The sequence below is a fragment of the Streptomyces sp. NPDC002057 genome (assembly GCF_040296665.1).
In the GTDB taxonomy this organism is placed as follows: domain Bacteria; phylum Actinomycetota; class Actinomycetes; order Streptomycetales; family Streptomycetaceae; genus Streptomyces.
In genome coordinates this window covers 66,567-86,291 of the sequence record NZ_JBEOXR010000018.1, presented here as the reverse complement: position 1 = coordinate 86,291, position 19,725 = coordinate 66,567, and the positions used below count along the sequence as shown (strand labels likewise).

Below are 19,725 nucleotides of genomic sequence, written 5' to 3'. Positions count from 1 at the left end.
CGGGATGACCCTCGCGGAACGCATACCGGAGCTGCTGCGCGAGCGGACCTTCCGCCGCTACTGGACCGGGCAGACCATCTCCCTCGCGGGAGACCAGATATCGCTCATGGCGATCCCGCTCGCCGCCGTCCTGGTACTCGGCGCCGACGCCACGGCGATGGGGTGGCTCAAGGCCGCCGAACTCCTGCCCGCGCTCCTGCTCAACCTGCCGTTCGGCGCCTGGGCCGACCGGCAGGCCAGCCGTAGACGCACCATGATCGCGGCCGACATCGGGCGGGCGGTACTGGTGCTGACGCTCCCCGTGGCGTACGCGCTGGACGTGCTGACGCTCACCCAGCTGTACGTGGTGGCCTTCGGGATCGGCGCGCTCACCGTGCTCTTCGAGGTCTGCAACACCACGCTGTTCGTGGCGCTCGTCCCCACCGAGCGCTATGTGCAGGCGAACGCGCTGGTCAACGGCAGCCGTTCGACGGCTTGGCTGGCGGGGCCCGGGGTCGGCGGACTTCTCGTACAGTTCCTCACCGCCCCCTTCGCCCTGCTCGCGGACGCCCTCACCTATCTGGTGTCGGCCGGCTACCTGGCCCGGATCAAGCCGGTCGAACCTCCGCCGGCCCCCGTGGCCAAGGGGCACTTCACGGAGGGGCTGCGCTGGCTGGTCCGGGAGCGTTCGATGCGCGCGCTCTTCGCCGCCTCCGGAACCGTGCAGTTCTTCAACTACATGTTCCACACCCTCTTCGTGCTGTACGTGACCACCGAACTGGGCATCGGCGCGGGCCTGCTCGGCCTGATTCTCGGAGCGGGAGCCGTGGGCGGCCTCCTCGGAGCGGTGTGCAGCGGGGCGGTCGTCCGGCGGATCGGCATCGGCGGCTCGCTCGTCGCCGGGTTCCTCGGGTTCACGCTGCCCCTGATCCTCATCCCCCTGGCCGAAGGGCCGCTGCCGCTGGTGGTGGCCGTGCTGTTCGTGGCGGAGTTCCTCTCCTGCGTCGGCGTGATGATCGTGGACATCGCCGCGGGGTCGTTCCAGATGGCGCTGATCCCCGACGCCGTACGGGCCCGCGTCATGGGAGCCTTCCGGACCCTCAACCACGGGTTCCGCCCCATCGGCGCACTCGTCGGAGGCCTGCTCGGCACCGCGATCGGGCTGCGTCCGACCCTGTGGATCGCCACCGTCGGAGCCGTCCTCGCGGTGCTGTGGGTGCTGCCGTCGCCGCTGCCGCGGATGAGGGAGCTGCCCACCGGCGAAGGGGAATCGGCGCCCGTCGGATAGGGGAGTTCTCCGGCGCGGCAGACTGCGCGCATGACCACAGAGCCGACGCCCTCCGTTCCGTCCGAGTCCCCCGTTCCGTCCGAGTCCTCCGTGCCTTCGGTGTCCGAGGTCGAGGCCCATCTGCGACGGATCGGCGCGGAGCGGCCGGTCCGGGCGGACGCCCCCGCACTGCGCGCGCTGCACCTGCGTCACCTGCTCACCGTGCCGTTCGAGAACCTGTCCATCCACCTCGGCGAGGACATCGTCCTGGACGAGAGGGCGCTGCTCGGCAAGGTGGTCGGTGCCCGCAGGGGCGGCTTCTGCTACGAGGTCAACACCGCGTTCGCCGTACTGCTGCGGGGGCTCGGGTACCGGGTCTCGCTGCTCCAGGCCCGGGTCTTCGGGGACGAGGGACGGCCGGGCATCCCGTACGACCACATGGCCCTGCTCGTGGAGACGGCGGAGGGGGAACGCCGGCTGGCCGACGTCGGGTTCGGCGACCACAGCACCTTCCCGCTGGACTTCGACGAGCGGGGGGACCAGCGGGACCCGGGCGGTGTGTTCCGGATCGTGGAGGCCCCCGAGGGCGACCTGGACGTGCTGCGGGACGGGAAGCCGCAGTACCGGGTGGAGCGGCGGCCGCGTGAGCTCGCCGACTTCACGGCGGGTGCCTGGTACCACCGGACCTCGCCCGACTCGCACTTCCCGCGCAGCCTCGTCTGCTCCCTGCTCACCGAGGAGGGCCGGATCACCCTCAGCGGCCGGAAGCTGATCACCCGGACCCGGGGCGAGCGCGGCGAGCGGATCCTCGGGAGCGAGGAGGAGGCGCGGAGCGCGTACCGGGACCTGTTCGGGATCGCACTCGACGTGCTGCCGGTCGTGCGGGGTGGAATTTCCGATTCGAACCCTCAGTAACGCTTGCTGCCACTTGACCGGTTTGCCTCGAACGCCCCAGTGATGATCGAATGCGAATTCGTTGCACAGTGAACGAGTCGCACGGGGGTGCGTGAAGAATGTTCGATCGTCTCTTCGGGAAGCGTGCGGCGGGCGCCGCGCGAGGCGGTCCGCTCGCCGGTGTCACCGTTCCCGCCTCGGCCGGAGTGCTGACCTGCCGGGTGCTCGACCCCGTGCACGAACCCGTCCGGCGGGCCGAGTTCGTCGTCAGCGACACCGCGGGCCGCAAGGTGATCGCCGGGGAGACCGACCCGTACGGCACGGCCTTCGCGACCGTGCCGGCGGGCGAGTACCGGCTCGCGGTCACCGCCGAGGGCTACACGCCTCACCACGGCAGCGCCGTCGTCACCGAAGGCGGTCACACGGGGCTCGGGGACGTCCTGCTGCAGATCGCCCCGCAGCCCCAACTCCCTGAGCCCGGCGACTGGGAGATCGACCCCACCCACTCGCAGATCGGCTTCACCGCACGCCACATCGGCCTCGCGCGCATCCACGGCCGGTTCAACAGCTTCGCCGGCGCGGTGCGGATCGGCGACCGCATGGAGCACTCCGCCCTGCACGTCGTCATCGACGCGTCCTCCATCGACACCGGCGTGCGGATGCGCGACGACCACCTGCGCTCCGGCGACTTCCTCGACGTCGGGGCCCACCCGACGCTGGAGTTCTTCAGCGAGCGCTTCACGCACCGGGGCGGCAACCGCTGGGCGGTCACCGGGGCGCTCACCCTCCACGGGGTGAGCCGCACGGTGACGCTCGACACCCGGTACCTCGGCCTCGGCAGCGGCCTCGAAGGAGAGACCCGGTGCGCCTGCCGGGCCACCACCGAGCTGCACCGGGAGGACTTCACCCTCACCTGGCGGACGCTGCTCGCGCGGGGGATCGCGGCGGTCGGATCCAGCATCAGCATCGATCTGGACGTTCAGATCGTGCCCCAGCGGTTCGAGCCCGAGCAGGTCGTGCCCGAACGGGCCGTGCGCCACTCGGCGGCGCGGGGCTGAGGCGCCGCGCCGGGGGAGCTAGGGGGCCTCCAGCCAGCCCTCGTACTCGGCGGCCAGGTCGTCCAGCGCCGCCGGGTCGAGCCGGCCGTGCGGGTCCTCGACGACCACCAGCCACTGGGCGTCCTCGGCGTCGTCCTCACCGGCCAGGGAGTCCCGGACGAGCTGCGGTTCCTCGGCGACGCCGAATCGGTCGGGAAGCTCCCCGGCGACCTCTTCGGCGGCGTCGCGGTCGGGGAGTACCAGTACGTGTCGTTCACTCACCCCGCCATTCTCGGGCATCGCCGTCGGGGGCCCGACTGTCGGTGGCCCGTGGGATGCTGGATCGCGATGGCCACCAGAAAGACTTCCCCCGACGACCTCCTCGGCCCCGTGACGCTCGCCGTGGGGCAGGAGGACCTGCTCCTCGACCGCGTCGTCCAGGAGGTGGTGGCGGCCGCCCGGGCCGCCGACGCCGACACGGACGTGCGCGACCTCATGCCCGACCAGCTCCAGCCCGGCTCGCTGGCGGAGCTCACCAGCCCCTCGCTCTTCGCCGAGCGCAAGGTGCTGATCGTGCGGAACGCCCAGGACCTGTCCGCCGACACGGTCAAGGACGTCAAGGCCTACCTCGACGGCCCCATCGAGGACATCTCGCTCGTCCTGCTGCATGCGGGCGGCGCCAAGGGCAAGGGCCTGCTCGACGCGGCGCGCAAGGCGGGGGCGCGGGAGGTGGCCTGTCCGAAGACGACGAAGCCGGCGGAACGGCTGACGTTCGTCCGGCAGGAGTTCCGGACGCTGGGGCGGGCGGCCACGCCCGAGGCCTGCCAGGCGCTCGTGGACTCGATCGGCAGCGACCTGCGGGAGCTCGCCTCCGCCGTCGCGCAGCTGACGTCCGATGTCGACGGGACGATCGACGAGGCCGTCGTCGGGCGGTACTACACGGGCCGCGCCGAGGCCTCCTCCTTCAACATCGCGGACCGCGCGGTCGAGGGGCGGGCGGCGGAGGCCCTGGAGGCGCTGCGCTGGTCCCTCTCGACCGGGGTCGCGCCGGTGCTCGTCACCAGTGCGCTCGCACAGGGTGTACGGGCGATCGGCAAGCTGTCGTCTGCGCGGGGCGGGCGCCCCGCCGACCTGGCGCGGGAGCTGGGCATGCCGCCCTGGAAGATCGACCGCGTACGGCAGCAGATGCGGGGCTGGACCCCGGACGGGGTGTCGGTGGCGCTGCGGGCGATCGCGGAGGCGGACGCGGGGGTGAAGGGCGGCGGGGACGACCCGGAGTACGCCCTGGAGAAGGCGGTGGTCGCGGTGGCGCGGGCGGCGAGGATGCGGCGGGGGTAGGGGGCGGGGTCCGTGCCGGCCGCCCTCAGGGGTTGCCGGTTGCTGCCCCGTGGGGCCCGGCGGTTTGGCTTGCTGTCCCTGTCCCTGCTGGGTTGTCGGGCGGACGGCGTGGTCGGTCCGTGCGGGGTGGATGGTGGCCGGTGGGGACCTTCCCCCACCCCGCCCCTTCCCGAAACCCTGCCGGGGGCTGGTGGGGGTCGGGGTTAAGGGCGGGTTCCCGGGGCTGTGCCCCGGACCCCCCTGGGGCTGTGCCCCGGACCCCCCTGGGGCTGTGCCCCGGACCCCCCTGGGGCTGTGCCCCGGACCCCCCTGGGGCTGTGCCCCGGACCCCTGGGGGCTGCGCCCCGGACCCCTGGGGGCTGCGCCCCGGACCCCTGGGGGCGGTGGACCGTCCCGAACAGCCTCCGTCCAGCCCTCTCCAGCCCCATCCAGCTCCGGACACGCCGAAGGCCCCGGTCGCCTCCTGGGGAAGGAGGGGGCGGGGCCTTCGGGGTGAGCTGGTGGGCTCGCACCCGCGTGGCGAACGCGTCCGCGTGCGAGTCCTGGGTGGCCGGGCGGGAGCGGGAGAGAGGGCCCGCTGGGTCCCGTGCGGCCTGTTACATCAGAGCTCAGCCCTGGAGGGAGGCAGCCTTGATCGCCAGCGCCGACTTCTTGTTGGCGGCGGCGTTCTTGTGGATGACACCCTTCGAGACAGCCTTGTCGAGCTGACGCGAGGCGGCACGAGTGGCGATGGTCGCCTTCTCGACGTCGCCGGCGGCGACGGCCTCGCGGGCCTTGCGGATCGCGGTCTTGAGCGAGGACTTGACGGCCTTGTTGCGCAGGCGCGCCTTCTCGTTCGTCTTGTTCCGCTTGATCTGGGACTTGATGTTCGCCACGAAAAGAGCCTTTACAGGTTCGATGTTCCTTCTGGATGCGCCTCGCAGCTGAGAGGGCATACGAGACACAGCTGTCCACAGTATCAGCCGCCCTCGTGGCCGCCCAAACCGGGCGCAGGGCGACGGGCATGGGACCATGGAGCCTACGTATCGATCCGACATCGCCCCGAGACGAGACCCTGCGTGCCCGCGACTCCTACCAACGTGCCCGAGCCGAGCCGTACCGACCCGGCTCTGATCCGCAACTTCTGCATCATCGCGCACATCGACCACGGCAAGTCCACGCTCGCCGACCGGATGCTCCAGCTGACCGGTGTGGTCGACCAGCGGCAGATGCGTGCCCAGTATCTCGACCGCATGGACATCGAGCGGGAACGCGGCATCACGATCAAGTCTCAGGCGGTCCGGCTGCCCTGGGCGCCGACCGAGGGGTCGGCCCAGGGCAACACGCACATCCTGAACATGATCGACACCCCCGGGCACGTCGACTTCACGTACGAGGTCTCGCGCTCGCTCGCGGCCTGTGAGGGCACGGTCCTGCTGGTCGACGCGGCCCAGGGCATCGAGGCGCAGACCCTGGCCAACCTGTACCTGGCGATGGAGAACGACCTCACCATCGTCCCGGTGCTGAACAAGATCGACCTGCCGGCCGCCCAGCCGGAGAAGTTCTCCGAGGAGCTGGCCAACCTCATCGGCTGCCAGCCGGAGGACGTCCTCAAGGTCTCCGCGAAGACCGGTGTCGGTGTCGACGCGCTGCTCGACCGGGTCGTCCGCGACGTTCCCGCCCCGGTCGGTGTCGCCGACGCCCCCGCCCGCGCGATGATCTTCGACTCCGTGTACGACTCGTACCGGGGTGTGGTCACGTACGTGCGAGTGGTCGACGGCCAGCTCAACAAGCGCGAGCGCATCAAGATGATGTCGACCGGCGCCACCCACGAGCTCCTGGAGATCGGCGTCTCCTCCCCGGAGATGACGCCGTCCGACGGTCTCGGCGTCGGCGAGGTCGGCTACCTCATCACCGGTGTGAAGGACGTCCGTCAGTCCAAGGTCGGTGACACGATCACCTCCCTGAACAAGGGCGCCACCGAGGCCCTCGGCGGTTACAAGGACCCGAAGCCGATGGTGTTCTCGGGCCTCTACCCGCTGGACGGCTCGGAGTACCCGGACCTCCGCGAGGCCCTCGACAAGCTCCAGCTCAACGACGCCGCGCTCGTCTACGAGCCGGAGACCTCGGCCGCGCTCGGCTTCGGCTTCCGCGTCGGCTTCCTGGGCCTGCTCCACCTCGACGTCATCCGCGAGCGCCTGGAGCGCGAGTTCGGGCTCGACCTGATCGCCACCGCCCCCAACGTGGTCTACCGCGTGGTCATGGAGGACGGCAGCGAGCACACGGTCACCAACCCGAGCGAGTTCCCCGAGGGCAAGATCAACGACGTGTACGAGCCCGTCGTACGCGCCACGATCCTCGCCCCCAGTGAGTTCATCGGCGCGATCATGGAGCTGTGCCAGACCCGTCGCGGCACGCTGATCGGCATGGACTACCTCTCCGAGGACCGGGTCGAGATCCGCTACACCCTGCCCCTCGCCGAGATCGTCTTCGACTTCTTCGACCAGCTGAAGTCCAAGACGCGCGGTTACGCCTCCCTGGACTACGAGCCCACCGGAGAGCAGGCCTCCAGCCTGGTCAAGGTCGACATCCTGCTGCACGGCGACAAGGTCGACGCGTTCTCCGCCGTCACCCACAAGGACGCCGCGTACGCCTACGGTGTGCGGCTCGTCGCCAAGCTGCGCGAGCTCATCCCGCGGCAGGCCTTCGAGGTGCCGATCCAGGCCGCGATCGGCTCCCGGGTCATCGCCCGCGAGACCATCCGCGCCATCCGCAAGGACGTCCTCGCCAAGTGCTACGGCGGTGACATCTCCCGTAAGCGGAAGCTGCTGGAGAAGCAGAAGGAAGGCAAGAAGCGCATGAAGATGGTCGGCTCGGTGGAGGTGCCCCAGGAGGCCTTCATCGCCGTGCTGTCGAGCGACGAGTCCTCCGGCAAGAAGAAGTAGCCGGAAGAGACGGTCGATGAACGGGTCCACGTGCAGGGTGCGCGTGGGCCCGTTCGTTATCAAGCGGCGGCCTGCAGACTCTTACGCGCCGGTCGTCGGGCCTTTACTCTGATCCCGAACTCGAAGGTTACTCGCCAGTTAGTTACGAACCACCAGAAGGCACCGCCGCCGCCCGGAGGACGTCGTGAGCGACACACAGACCCAGATCGAGAACCGGCCGCCCTCCGTGGCGACCCTCTTCCTTGAGCGCGTCGAGCGGACCCCGGACGCGGAGGCCTACCGCTACCCGGTCCCCGCCGCCTCCGGTGCCGGCCCGGACGACTGGAAGTCGCTCAGCTGGGGCCAGGCCGCCGAGCGGGTCTACGCGATCGCCGCGGGCCTCGTCGACCTGGGGGTGCAGCCCGAGCAGCGGGTCGCCCTCGCCTCCTCCACCCGGGTGGAGTGGATCCTCGCCGACCTCGGCGTGATGTGCGCGGCCGCCGCGACCACCACGGTCTACCCGCAGACGAACGCCGAGGAGTCGGCGTTCATCCTCTCCGACTCCGAGTCCCGGGTCCTCATCGCCGAGGACGCCGCCCAGCTCGCCAAGGCCGTCGAGCGCCGCGCCGACCTGCCGCACCTCCACCACGTGATCGTCATCGACGCCACCGGGGTGGAGAGCGACGGCGAGTGGGTCCTCTCCCTCGCCGACCTGGAGGCGCGCGGCAAGGCCTACCTGGAGAAGCACCCCGAGGCCGTCAAGGAGCGGGTCGCGGCGATCACCTCCACGCAGCTCGCCACGATCATCTACACCTCGGGCACCACCGGCCGCCCCAAGGGCGTCCGCCTCCCGCACGACAACTGGTCCTACATGGCCAAGGCCATCGCCGCCACCGGCCTCGTCACCCAGGACGACGTCCAGTACCTGTGGCTGCCGCTCGCGCACGTCTTCGGCAAGGTCCTCACCTCCGGCCAGATCGAGGTCGGCCACGTCACCGCCGTCGACGGCCGCGTCGACAAGATCATCGAGAACCTTCCGGTGGTCCAGCCGACCTACATGGCGGCCGTTCCCCGCATCTTCGAGAAGGTCTACAACGGCGTCGCCGCCAAGGCCCGCGCCGCCGGCGGAGCCAAGTACAAGATCTTCCAGTGGGCGGCCGGCGTCTCCCGCGACTACGCCAAGGCCAGCCAGGACAACTTCCGCCGCACCGGCACCGCCTCCGTGCCCTTCGGCCTCACGGCCAAGCACAAGGTCGCCGACGCCCTCGTCTACGCCAAGATCCGGGACGCCTTCGGCGGCAACCTGCGCGCCTGCATCTCCGGCTCCGCCGCGCTCGCCCCCGACATCGGCTACTTCTTCTCCGGCGCGGGCATCCACATCCTGGAGGGCTACGGCCTCACGGAGTCCTCCGCCGCCTCCTTCGTCAACCCGGGCGAGGCCTACCGCACCGGCACCGTCGGCAAGCCGCTCCCCGGCACCGAGGTCCGGATCGCCGACGACGGCGAGATCCTGCTGCGCGGCCCCGGCATCATGGAGGGCTACCACGGCCTGCCGGAGAAGACGGCCGAGGTCCTGGAGTCCGACGGCTGGTTCCACACCGGTGACATCGGCGAGCTGTCCGCCGACGGCTACCTCCGGATCACCGACCGGAAGAAGGACCTGATCAAGACGTCCGGCGGCAAGTACATCGCGCCGGCCGAGGTCGAGGGCCAGTTCAAGGCCGTCTGCCCGTTCGTCTCGAACATCCTCGTCCACGGAGCCGACCGGAACTTCTGCACCGCGCTGATCGCCCTGGACGAGCCCTCCATCCTCGGCTGGGCCGCCGACCACGACCTCGCGGGCAAGTCGTACGCCGAGGTCGTCGCCGCCCCGCAGACCGTGAAGATGGTCCAGGGGTACGTCGACCGCCTCAACGAGGGCCTGCAGCGCTGGCAGACGATCAAGAAGTTCCGTCTGCTCCCGCGCGACCTCGACATCGAGCACGGCGAGCTCACCCCGTCGCTGAAGCTGAAGCGGCCGGTTGTGGAGCGCGAGTACAAGGGGCTCATCGACGAGATGTACGCGGGATCCCGGGAGTCCTGACCTCCGGCGCCCGGCCTGTGGACAAGCGGCGGGCCGCTTGTCCACAGGGAGAGCGTCCACCTCGGCCGGTGCGGGACAATGGGGCTCATGCCTTCCGTACTGCCCGATGGTGAGACCGTTCCCGACGACGGGGCGCTGCCCCCGCACGCCCTGGAAGGGGCGGGGGAGCGGCCGCTCGGGTTCTACCTGCACGTGCCGTACTGCGCGACCCGCTGCGGCTACTGCGACTTCAACACCTACACCGCGAGCGAGCTGCGCGGCACCGGCGGCGTGCTCGCCTCCCGGGACAACTACGCCGAGCAGGTCGTCGAGGAGATCCGGCTCGCCCGGAAGGTCCTCGGCGACGACCCCCGGCCGGTGCGGACCGTGTTCGTCGGCGGGGGCACGCCGACGCTGCTCGCCGCCGGGGACCTCGTACGGATGCTGGGGGCCGTACGCGACGAGTTCGGGCTCGCGGACGACGCCGAAGTGACCACCGAGGCGAACCCGGAGTCCGTGAACCCCGCGTACCTCGCCGAGCTGCGGGAGGGCGGCTTCAACCGGATCTCCTTCGGCATGCAGAGCGCCAAGCAGCACGTCCTGAAGATCCTCGACCGGACGCACACGCCCGGACGGCCCGAGGCCTGTGTCGCGGAGGCGCGGGCGGCCGGCTTCGACCACGTCAACCTCGACCTCATCTACGGCACGCCGGGCGAGACCGACGACGACTGGCGGGCCTCGCTCGACGCGGCCATCGGCGCCGGACCCGACCACGTCAGCGCCTACGCGCTGATCGTCGAGGAGGGGACGCAGCTGGCCCGCCGCATCCGGCGCGGCGAGGTCCCGATGACCGACGACGACGTGCACGCCGACCGCTACCTGATCGCCGAGGACGTCCTCTCCGGGGCCGGGTTCGAGTGGTACGAGGTGTCCAACTGGGCCACCTCGGAGGCCGGCCGCTGCCTCCACAACGAGCTGTACTGGCGGGGCGCCGACTGGTGGGGCGCGGGCCCCGGAGCCCACAGCCACGTCGGCGGCGTGCGCTGGTGGAACGTGAAGCACCCCGGGACGTACGCGGCCGCCCTCGCCGGAGGGAAGTCGCCCGGGGCCGGGCGGGAGCTGCTCTCCGATGAGGACCGGCGGGTCGAGCGGATCCTCCTCGAACTGCGGCTCCTGGAGGGCGTGGAGCTTTCGCTGCTCAAGCCGGCCGGGCTCGCGGCCTCCCGCAAGGCGCTCGCCGACGGGCTGCTCGACGCCGAGCCGTACGCGGCCGGGCGGGCGGTGCTGACGCTGCGGGGGCGGTTGCTGGCGGATGCCGTGGTGCGGGATCTGGTGGATTAGGGCGGCTACCGGTGGCGCGGGCCCTCGGTAGGGCCCCGCGCCGTTGGGAGGGCCAGGGGGAGAGACGTCGGCCGGCGCAACGAGCCGGCCAGAGGTCAGGGCGCGGTCACGTGGTCGATCAGCCGTTCCACCGCGCCCAGCAGCTCCGGTTCCAGGTCCCGGTAGCTCGTCACCCTCGACAGGATGTGCTGCCAGGCCGCGCCCGTGTTCTCCGGCCAGCCCAGGGCCCGGCACACGCCCGTCTTCCAGTCCTGGCCGCGCGGGACCGTCGGCCAGGCCGGGATGCCGAGCGAGGAGGGCTTCACCGCCTCCCAGACGTCGATGTACGGGTGGCCCACGACCAGGACGTCCGGCGAGGTCACCCGGGCCGCGATCCTCGACTCCTTCGAGCCCGGGACCAGGTGGTCCACCAGGACGCCGAGGCGGGCGTCCGGCGCCGGGGCGAACTCCGCGACGATCGCCGGCAGGTCGTCCACGCCCTCCAGGTACTCCACGACCACGCCCTCGATCCGCAGGTCGTCGCCCCAGACCCGCTCCACGAGCTCCGCGTCGTGGCGGCCCTCGACGTAGATCCGGCCCGCCCGGGCCACGCGCGCGCGGGCCCCCGGCACCGCGATCGAGCCCGAGGCCGTACGGGTCGGACGCGCGGGAGCGGCGGACGGGCGGACCAGGGTCACCACGCGGCCCTCCAGGAGGAAGCCGCGCGGGTCCAGCGGGAACACCCGGTGCTTGCCGAAGCGGTCCTCCAGGGTCACCGTGCCCGCCTCGCAGCCGATCACCGCCCCGCAGAAGCCCGTCGTGACCTCCTCGACGACGAGGTCACGGTCGGCCGGCACCTCGGGAACGGGCGCCGACTTCTTCCAAGGGGGTGTCAGATCCGGGTTGTAGCTGCGCATTTCGGTGACGTTAGGCCACCGGGAAGCGGCGTGCCAGTTCCTCCCGCTGGAGTCGTACGAACGCGGCGTCCACCACCGCCCCGTGCCCCGGCACGTACAGCGCGTCCTCGCCGCCGAGCCGCAGCAGCCGGTCCAGCGCGTCCGGCCAGCGGGCGGGGATCGCGTCCGGGCCCGCCTGCGGCTCGCCCGACTCCTCGACCAGGTCGCCGCAGAAGACGACCTCGCGCGAGCCGGGGACGAGGACCACCAGGTCGTGACCCGTGTGGGCGGGGCCGACGTTCGCCAGGAGGACCTGCCGGTCGCCCAGGTCGAGCGTCCACTCGCCGGAGACCACGTGGCGCGGGGAGACCAGGACGTCCACCGCCTCCGCCGCCGCCGACGCGTCGAGACCCTGCCGTACGGCGTCCCCGCGCAGCGCCTCCCGCTCCCGCTCCCGGCCGAGCAGCTCGTCGGAGCCGACCGCGCCGAAGACCTCCGCGCCCGCGAACGCCGCCGTGCCGAGCACATGGTCGAAATGCGGATGGCTCAGTGCGATGTGCGTCACTCTCCGGCCGCCCGTGAGCCCCGTGATCTGGGTCCGCAGCTCGGCGCCCTCCGCGAGCGAGGAGCCCGTGTCGTACAGCAGCACGCCCCGTTCCCCCAGTACCAGTCCGACCGTGGCGTCCCATCCCGGCAGCCGTCGCCGGCCCACACCGTCCGCGAGCCGCTCCCACCCGTACGCTTCCCAATCCACGTCCATGCCGCGACGCTAACCGATGGGGGCACCGCCGCCTTGCCAGGAGCGACGCCCGCCGCCGTACACTGGCCGGGGGGTCGCTGGCACTCGAAGAGGGTGAGTGCCAAAAGCGGAGCAACCGGAACGACGACGACAGCTGGAGGTGCGCACCATGCTCAGCGAACGCAGACTCGAGGTCCTGCGCGCCATCGTCCAGGACTACGTCGGGACGGAGGAGCCGGTCGGCTCCAAGGCGCTCACCGAGCGCCACAAGCTCGGCGTCTCGCCCGCCACCGTGCGCAACGACATGGCCGTGCTGGAGGAGGAGGGCTTCATCGCCCAGCCCCACACCAGCGCCGGCCGCATCCCGACCGACAAGGGCTACCGCCTCTTCGTCGACCGGCTCGCCGGCGTCAAGCCGCTGTCGACGCCCGAGCGCCGGGCCATCCACAACTTCCTCGACGGCGCGGTGGACCTGGACGACGTCGTCGGCCGCACGGTCCGCCTGCTCGCGCAGCTGACCCGGCAGGTCGCCGTCGTCCAGTACCCCTCGCTGACCCGTTCGACCGTCCGGCACGTGGAACTGCTCTCGCTGGCACCCGCCCGCCTGATGCTCGTCCTCATCACGGACACCGGCCGGGTCGAGCAGCGCGTCATCGACTGCCCCGTGCCCTTCGGCGAGACCTCGCTCGCCGATCTGCGGGCCCGGCTCAACAGCCGGGTCGTCGGCCGCCGGTTCGCCGACGTGCCGCAGCTGGTGCAGGACCTCCCCGAGTCCTTCGAGGAGGTCGAGGACCGCGCCACGGTCTCGACCGTGCTCGCCACCCTCCTGGAAACCCTGGTCGAGGAGCACGAGGAACGGCTGATGATCGGCGGCACCGCCAATCTCACCCGCTTCGGCCCCGACTTCCCCCTGATGATCAGGCCCGTCCTGGAGGCGCTGGAGGAGCAGGTCGTGCTCCTCAAGCTGCTGGGCGAGGCCAAGGAATCGGGCATGACCGTACGCATCGGGCACGAGAACGCCCACGAGGGGCTGAGCTCCACGTCCGTCGTCTCGGTCGGCTACGGTTCGGGCGGCGAGGCAGTCGCCAAACTCGGCGTGGTCGGACCGACCCGCATGGACTACCCCGGAACGATGGGAGCGGTACGCGCAGTGGCACGTTACGTCGGACAGATCCTGGCGGAGTCGTAAGTGGCCACGGACTACTACGCCGTACTCGGCGTGCGCCGCGACGCGTCCCAGGACGAGATCAAGAAGGCGTTCCGGAGGCTCGCGCGCGAGCTGCACCCGGACGTCAATCCCGATCCGAAGACGCAGGAACGCTTCAAGGAGATCAACGCCGCCTACGAGGTCCTCTCGGACCCGCAGAAGAAGCAGGTCTACGACCTGGGCGGCGACCCCCTCTCGGCCTCCGGCGGAGGCGGCGCGGGCGGGTTCGGGGCCGGTGGCTTCGGCAACTTCTCCGACATCATGGACGCCTTCTTCGGCACGGCCTCGCAGCGCGGCCCGCGCTCGCGCACCCGCCGCGGCCAGGACGCCATGATCCGTCTGGAGATCGACCTCAACGAGGCCGCCTTCGGCACCACCAAGGACATCCAGGTCGACACGGCGGTCGTCTGTACGACCTGCTCGGGCGAGGGCGCCGCACCCGGCACCTCCGCGCAGACCTGTGACATGTGCCGCGGCCGCGGCGAGGTCTCGCAGGTCACCCGGTCCTTCCTGGGCCAGGTCATGACCTCGCGCCCCTGCCCGCAGTGCCAGGGCTTCGGCACCGTCGTCCCGACCCCGTGCCCCGAGTGCGCGGGCGACGGCCGGGTCCGGTCCCGCCGTACCCTCACCGTCAAGATCCCGGCCGGTGTCGACAACGGCACCCGGATCCAGCTCGCGGGCGAGGGCGAGGTCGGCCCCGGCGGCGGCCCCGCCGGCGACCTGTACGTCGAGATCCACGAGACCCCGCACGAGACCTTCCAGCGGCGGGGCGACGACCTGCACTGCACGGTCACCCTCCCGATGACGGCGGCGGCGCTCGGCACCAAGGTGCAGCTGCAGACCCTCGACGGCCTGGAGGAGATCGACGTCCGTCCGGGCACCCAGTCCGGCCAGTCGATCCCGCTGCACGGCCGTGGCGTCACCCACCTGCGGGGCAACGGCCGGGGCGACCTGATCGTGCACGTCGAGGTGCAGACCCCGGGCAAGCTCGACGCCGAGCAGGAACGACTGCTGCGCGAACTGGCCAAGCTGCGCGGCGAGGAGCGGCCCACCGGCCAGTTCCAGCCGGGGCAGCAAGGGTTGTTCTCACGGTTGAAGGACGCGTTCAACGGGCGGTAGGCCCGGCGGAACGGTTCAGGGAGGGGCGGCACTCGCACAGGCGGGTGCCGCCCCTTCCGTATGGCCTCGTGACCTGACGTACGGATTCGGCCCCGAAGCAGGGGCATGACACGATGCCCATATGTCCACCACCGCACTGAACGATCTCTCTCGGTTTCCGATCGTGCAGGCCCCCATGGCGGGTGGCGCCTCCTGCCCCGAGCTGGTCGGAGCCGTCTGCGAGGCCGGGGCGCTCGGCTTCCTGGCCGGCGGGTACAAGACGGCCGGAGGCCTCTACCAGGAGATCAAGCAGGTGCGCGGGCTCACCGCACGCCCCTTCGGTGTCAACCTCTTCATGCCACAGACCGGACGGCCCGCCGACCCCGCCGCCGTCGAGGTCTACCGCCACCAGCTGGCCGGCGAGGCCACCTGGTACGACGTCCCGCTCGGCGAGGCCGACGACAGCCGCGACGACGCCTACGACGCCAAGCTGGCCCTCCTCCTGGAGGACCCGGTCCGCGTCGTCTCCTTCACCTTCGGCTGCCCCACGCCGGAGGCCCTGGCCTCCTTCGCCCGCGTCGGTACGTTCACGATCGTGACCGTCACCTCCGCCGAGGAGGCCCTCGCCGCCCAGCAGGCCGGCGCCGACGCCGTCTGCGTCCAGGGCGTCGAGGCCGGTGGACACCAGGGCACCCACCGCGACGACCCGGCCGACGACGGCGCCCCCGGCACCGGACTGCTCGCCCTCCTCACCCAGGTCCGCGAGAGCGTCGCCCTGCCGATCGTCGCCACCGGCGGGATCATGCGCGGCGCCCAGATCGCCGCCGTCCTGGCCGCCGGGGCCGACGCGGCCCAGCTCGGCACCGCCTTCCTCCGCTGCCCCGAGTCGGGCGCCCACCCGCTGCACAAGCGGGCCCTGACGGACCCGCTGTTCACCCGGACCGCCTTCACCCGGGCCTTCTCCGGACGTCCGGCGCGCGGCCTGGTCAACCGCTTCATGCGTGAGCACGGGCCGTACGCCCCCGCCGCGTACCCCGAGATCCACCACCTCACCGCCCCGCTCCGCAAGGCCGCCGCCACCGCGAACGACGCCCAGGGCATGGCCCTGTGGGCCGGGCAGGGCCACCGGCTCGCCCGTGAACTCCCCGCCGGGCAGCTGGTCGAGGTGCTGGCCACCGAACTCGACACCGCCCTCTCCGAGCTGGCCCCCAGGAGCGCCTCATGACCGCACCCGTCTTCGTCGTCGACGCCGTCCCCGGCGCCGGAAGCTTCCTCCTGGACGGCCCCGAGGGCCGGCACGCCGTCTCCGTGAAGCGGCTGCGGGAGGGCGAGGAGCTCGTCCTCGCCGACGGCCGGGGCCGCTGGGCCGCGTGCGTGGTGCTCGCCGCCGAGGGCAAGGACCAGCTGACCGTGCGGGTCGACGCGGTCCACGAGGATCCCGAGGAGGAGCCCCGGATCACCGTCGTCCAGGCACTGCCCAAGGGCGACCGGGGCGAACTCGCCGTCGAGACGATGACGGAGACCGGCGTCGACGGGATCGTGCCGTGGGCCGCCTCCCGCTGCATCACGCAGTGGAAGGGCGACCGGGGCCTCAAGGCGCTCGCCAAGTGGCGCTCCACCGCGCGCGAGGCCGGCAAGCAGTCGCGCCGCTCCCGGTTCCCCGAGGTCGCGGACCCGATGACGACCAAGCAGGTCGCGGCCCTTCTCGCGGGGGCCGACTTCGCGGCCGTCCTGCACGAGGACCGCGACCACCCGAGCGGGGCGCTCGCCACCGCCGAACTCCCCGAGAAGGGCTCGGTCGTGCTGGTCGTCGGCCCCGAGGGCGGGGTCTCCCCGGAGGAGCTCGCCGCGTTCGAGGCGGCCGGGGCGAAGCCGTACCGGCTCGGCCGCAGCGTGCTGCGCACCTCGACGGCGGGCACGGCGGCGACGGCGCTCGTCCTGGGGCGTACGGGGCGCTGGAGCTAGACGCGGGGGCCGTTCGCCGGTCCCTCCCGCCCCTCCGCTCCCGTCAGGACGTCGAAGAGGGGCCAGCCGTCCGTCTCGCGTACGCCGTGCGCGGCCGGGAAGAGGCCGCGGGCCGAGGCCTCGTCGAGGAAGCGGCGGACCACGCCCGGCTCGTTCAGGTTGAGCCGGCCGCCGTCCGTGGCGGCCACCTCGCCGGCGCCCGTCGTGTACCCGCCCGTGACGCGGCCCGGGCCGCTCCGGAAGACGAGCCGGAGACCGGTGTGGCGGGTCCCGGCCGGGCGCAGGGTCAGGTACGTCCGGCACTCCGGGTGGGTGTGGCCGACGTTCCACAGCCACACCGCCCCGTCCACCGTCAGTCTGCGCGGTGCGCGCGTCCGTCTCATGCGGCGCACCCTACGCCCGGCCGGGTACCGCACCCGGTGGACAGCGGCCCCCGGCGCATCCATAGGGTGGCGGCATGGCCGACGAGTCCCCTCTGATCCGCAGTCTGCGCGCCGCCGTGGCCGCCGCCCCCGGCGACGTGCCCCTGCGTCTCCACTTCGCCGAACTCCTCCTCTCCGGGGGACGGAACGACGAGGCCGTCGCCGAGGCGGCCGTCGCCCTCCAGCACGCGCCGGGGGACGCGGACGCGCGTGCGCTGATGATGCGGGCGATGGGGCTGCCGCCCACCCCGCCCACGACGCCGCCCACCCCGCCCACGACAGCGAGCGCCGCTCCGGCACCCGCCCCGGCGGAGGGCGCCCCGGCCCCGGCGGAGGGCGCCCCGGCCCCGGCGGAGGGCGCCCCGGCCCCGGCGGAGGGCGCCCCCGATCAGCCCCCGTCCTCGCCCCCGGCCCCGGCCGCCGCGGGCGACGGACCCGCCTTCGACTGGGCCGCCGCCGAGCAGCAGGTCCAGGACGTCGTCGGACCCCGCTTCCTGGAGGGCCCGCAGGCCGCGGACGGCGAGGGCACCGCCGGGGACGCCGCCGCCTGGGACGTCGACGCCCCCGGCTCCGTGCGCCTCGCCGACGTCGGCGGGATGGACGAGGTCAAGGACCGCCTGGAGGCCGCCTTCCTCGCCCCCATGCGCAACCCCGAACTGCGCAGGCTCTACGGCAAGTCGCTCCGGGGCGGCCTGCTCCTCTATGGCCCGCCCGGCTGCGGCAAGACGTTCATCGCCCGGGCCGTCGCGGGCGAGCTCGGCGCGAACTTCCTCACCGTCTCGCTCTCCGACGTCCTCGACATGTGGATCGGGGCCTCCGAGAAGAACATCCACGACATCTTCGAGACCGCCCGCCGCCAAGCCCCCTGCGTCGTCTTCCTCGACGAGCTGGACGCCCTCGGCGCCAAGCGCTCCCGTACGCACTCCAGCGGTCTGCGCAACGTCGTCAACCAGCTCCTCACCGAGCTCGACGGCATCGCGAGCGGCGCGGGCAACGAGGGCGTCTTCGTGCTCGCCGCCACCAACGTGCCCTGGGACGTGGACATCGCGCTCCGCCGCCCCGGCCGCCTCGACCGCACCCTGCTCGTGCTCCCCCCGGACGCCACCGCCCGCGAGGCGATCCTCCGCTACCACCTGCGCGAGCGCCCCATCGAGGCCGTCGACCTCGGCAAGCTCGTCAAGGCCACCGAGGACTTCTCCGGCGCCGACCTCGCCCACGTCTGCGAGACCGCCGCCGAGACCGCGCTCCTCGACTCCGCCCGCAGCGGCTCCGTCCGGCTCATCACCACCAAGGACCTGCTCGGCGCCGCCAAGCAGATCAAGCCGTCCACCGAGCCGTGGTTCGCGGCCGCCCGGAACGTGGCCATGTTCGCCAACGAGGGCGGCCTGTACGACGACCTCCTCGCCCACCTCAAGCGGAAGCGCAAGCTGTGACCACCCCGACGACGCTCCTGCGCGCCGAGGCGCTCTACGACACCGGGCGGTACGCGCAGGCCGGCGAGCTCGTCGCCCAGCACCTGGCGACCGAACCGGAGGACGCCGAGGCACTCGTCCTGCTCGCCCGCTGCCACCACCGCGCCGAGGACCACCCGGCCGCCCTGGACGCCGTGGACCGGGCGCTGAGCGCCGAACCCGAGCTGCTCATGGCCTGGCTGATGCGCGTACAGATCCTGCTGGGCCTGCGGCGGTTCCAGGACGCGGAGACCTCCGCCCGGTACGCCGTCCAGCTCGCCCCGCAGTACTGGGGCACCCACTACGCCCTGGGCACCGCCCTCGCCCAGTTCGGCGAGCACGCGCGCACGCCCGCGCGGACCGTCGAGGCGTACGAGGCCGCCCGCGTCGCCGTCGGCCTCGCCCCCGAGGAGGACGCGGCCCACTTCCTGGTCGGCCTGACCGCCCAGCGACGGGGCGACCACGCCACCGCGCAGCGGGCGTACGAGGCGACGCTGCGGCTCAACCCGCAGAGCAGCGAGGCCCACAACAACCTCTCCCTGCTGAGGCTGCGGCGCCGCTGGTTCCGGCGCGGGGCCTGGACCCAGGCCGCCGAGGGCTTCGTCGCCTCCGCCGCCCTCGACATCGAGGACCGCAAGGCCCGCTACAACCTGGAGGCCATGGCCTGGAACACCGTGGCCGGAGCCCGCTGGGTGGCCCTGCTCGGCTTCATCGCCTCGACGTTCGGCGCCGCCCCGGTACGCGACGGGGCCACCGGCGCCGAGGCCTTCGTCCCCTTCGCGATCGGCGCGGCCGTGCTCGTCGGCGCCTGGGGCGGCTGGGTCCTGTGGATGGGCCGCCGGGTGCCGCCCCGGCTGCGCCGCCCGATGCTCCTCGTGGCGCGCTCCTGCGGGCCGGTGATCGCGATGGCCACCGTCGTGGGACTGCTCGGCCTGTACTCGGTGGTGACGATGGCCCTGTGGTCCTTCGACGCGGGCGTGGTCGGCGGGCTCGGGACGCCCCTGTTCTGGGCCGTGATCATCACGTACTGGGTGAGCCGCTCGGCCCTGAACCGGCGCGCGCCCAAGGACTGAGCCCGGACGGGTGACGGCGGGGGCGGCGGATAGCATGCCCGTGTACCGACCGACGAGGCGAGGAGGCCCGGGCC

18 protein-coding genes are annotated in these 19,725 nt (G+C 72.3%); 13 read left to right on the top strand and 5 right to left on the bottom strand.

Features of this window, described 5'->3' with window-relative positions:
- The first annotated feature begins 4 nt into the window (after positions 1-4).
- The 3 genes from ABT129_RS16845 (at position 5) to ABT129_RS16835 (ending at position 3,198) form a co-directional block, all read left to right on the top strand.
- Positions 5-1,267: an MFS transporter gene (locus ABT129_RS16845; RefSeq protein ID WP_351901523.1), complete on the top strand. Its 1,263-nt coding sequence runs from the start codon at positions 5-7 to the stop codon at positions 1,265-1,267.
- Between the two features lie 30 nt (positions 1,268-1,297).
- Positions 1,298-2,161: an arylamine N-acetyltransferase family protein gene (locus tag ABT129_RS16840; protein ID WP_351901521.1), complete on the top strand. Its 864-nt coding sequence runs from the start codon at positions 1,298-1,300 to the stop codon at positions 2,159-2,161.
- A gap of 98 nt (positions 2,162-2,259) precedes the next feature.
- Complete coding sequence (locus tag ABT129_RS16835) at positions 2,260-3,198, top strand: YceI family protein (protein ID WP_351901519.1); 939 nt, start codon at positions 2,260-2,262, stop codon at positions 3,196-3,198.
- Between the two features lie 18 nt (positions 3,199-3,216).
- Here ABT129_RS16835 and ABT129_RS16830 read toward each other — a convergent pair whose 3' ends face one another.
- Positions 3,217-3,477, bottom strand: a complete 261-nt coding sequence (locus ABT129_RS16830; RefSeq protein ID WP_502981788.1) for a hypothetical protein — start codon at positions 3,475-3,477, stop codon at positions 3,217-3,219.
- 48 nt (positions 3,478-3,525) lie between these two features.
- Here ABT129_RS16830 and holA point away from each other — a divergent pair, with 48 nt between their 5' ends.
- The gene (holA, locus tag ABT129_RS16825) at positions 3,526-4,515 is read left to right on the top strand and encodes a DNA polymerase III subunit delta (RefSeq protein WP_351901515.1); all 990 of its coding nucleotides are present in this window, start codon (positions 3,526-3,528) and stop codon (positions 4,513-4,515) included.
- Positions 4,516-5,123: 608 nt separating this feature from the next.
- Here the strand turns inward: holA and rpsT are convergent.
- Positions 5,124-5,390 (bottom strand): 30S ribosomal protein S20, encoded by a 267-nt coding sequence (gene rpsT, locus ABT129_RS16820; protein ID WP_351901513.1) that lies wholly within the window; start codon positions 5,388-5,390, stop codon positions 5,124-5,126.
- A 183-nt stretch (positions 5,391-5,573) separates the two neighbouring features.
- On the opposite strand from rpsT, the gene lepA reads away from it, so the two are divergent.
- From lepA to hemW, 3 genes are all read left to right on the top strand, one after another.
- The gene (lepA, locus tag ABT129_RS16815) at positions 5,574-7,439 is read left to right on the top strand and encodes a translation elongation factor 4 (RefSeq protein WP_351901511.1); all 1,866 of its coding nucleotides are present in this window, start codon (positions 5,574-5,576) and stop codon (positions 7,437-7,439) included.
- Between the two features lie 184 nt (positions 7,440-7,623).
- Positions 7,624-9,501, top strand: a complete 1,878-nt coding sequence (locus tag ABT129_RS16810; RefSeq protein ID WP_351901509.1) for an AMP-dependent synthetase/ligase — start codon at positions 7,624-7,626, stop codon at positions 9,499-9,501.
- Between the two features lie 78 nt (positions 9,502-9,579).
- The gene (hemW, locus tag ABT129_RS16805) at positions 9,580-10,821 is read left to right on the top strand and encodes a radical SAM family heme chaperone HemW (protein WP_351901507.1); all 1,242 of its coding nucleotides are present in this window, start codon (positions 9,580-9,582) and stop codon (positions 10,819-10,821) included.
- A gap of 95 nt (positions 10,822-10,916) precedes the next feature.
- Here the strand turns inward: hemW and ABT129_RS16800 are convergent, their stop codons facing one another.
- Positions 10,917-11,717: a DUF3097 domain-containing protein gene (locus ABT129_RS16800; protein ID WP_351901505.1), complete on the bottom strand. Its 801-nt coding sequence runs from the start codon at positions 11,715-11,717 to the stop codon at positions 10,917-10,919.
- 10 nt (positions 11,718-11,727) lie between these two features.
- Positions 11,728-12,456 (bottom strand): MBL fold metallo-hydrolase, encoded by a 729-nt coding sequence (locus ABT129_RS16795; protein ID WP_351901503.1) that lies wholly within the window; start codon positions 12,454-12,456, stop codon positions 11,728-11,730.
- A gap of 148 nt (positions 12,457-12,604) precedes the next feature.
- On the opposite strand from ABT129_RS16795, the gene hrcA reads away from it, so the two are divergent.
- The 4 genes from hrcA to ABT129_RS16775 all read left to right on the top strand — a co-directional run bounded on the left by hrcA (position 12,605) and on the right by ABT129_RS16775 (position 16,705).
- Positions 12,605-13,624, top strand: coding sequence for a heat-inducible transcriptional repressor HrcA (gene hrcA / locus ABT129_RS16790; RefSeq protein WP_351901501.1), 1,020 nt, complete (start codon positions 12,605-12,607; stop codon positions 13,622-13,624).
- A complete protein-coding gene (dnaJ, locus tag ABT129_RS16785; RefSeq protein ID WP_056559063.1) occupies positions 13,625-14,761 on the top strand; it encodes a molecular chaperone DnaJ in 1,137 nt (378 codons plus the stop codon).
- A 121-nt stretch (positions 14,762-14,882) separates the two neighbouring features.
- Positions 14,883-15,965, top strand: a complete 1,083-nt coding sequence (locus ABT129_RS16780) for a nitronate monooxygenase (protein ID WP_351901498.1) — start codon at positions 14,883-14,885, stop codon at positions 15,963-15,965.
- On the top strand, positions 15,962-16,705 hold the full coding sequence (locus ABT129_RS16775; RefSeq protein WP_351901496.1) for a 16S rRNA (uracil(1498)-N(3))-methyltransferase: 744 nt from the start codon (positions 15,962-15,964) through the stop codon (positions 16,703-16,705). The genes ABT129_RS16780 and ABT129_RS16775 overlap by 4 nt, the downstream gene beginning before the upstream one ends.
- Here the strand turns inward: ABT129_RS16775 and ABT129_RS16770 are convergent.
- Positions 16,702-17,088, bottom strand: coding sequence for a hypothetical protein (locus tag ABT129_RS16770; RefSeq protein WP_351901494.1), 387 nt, complete (start codon positions 17,086-17,088; stop codon positions 16,702-16,704). The genes ABT129_RS16775 and ABT129_RS16770 overlap by 4 nt on opposite strands.
- A gap of 74 nt (positions 17,089-17,162) precedes the next feature.
- Between ABT129_RS16770 and ABT129_RS16765 the strand changes: the two genes are divergently transcribed.
- The gene (locus ABT129_RS16765) at positions 17,163-18,560 is read left to right on the top strand and encodes an ATP-binding protein (RefSeq protein WP_351901492.1); all 1,398 of its coding nucleotides are present in this window, start codon (positions 17,163-17,165) and stop codon (positions 18,558-18,560) included.
- Positions 18,557-19,651, top strand: a complete 1,095-nt coding sequence (locus ABT129_RS16760) for a tetratricopeptide repeat protein (protein ID WP_351901490.1) — start codon at positions 18,557-18,559, stop codon at positions 19,649-19,651. The genes ABT129_RS16765 and ABT129_RS16760 overlap by 4 nt, the downstream gene beginning before the upstream one ends.
- Positions 19,652-19,725 lie beyond the last annotated feature (74 nt).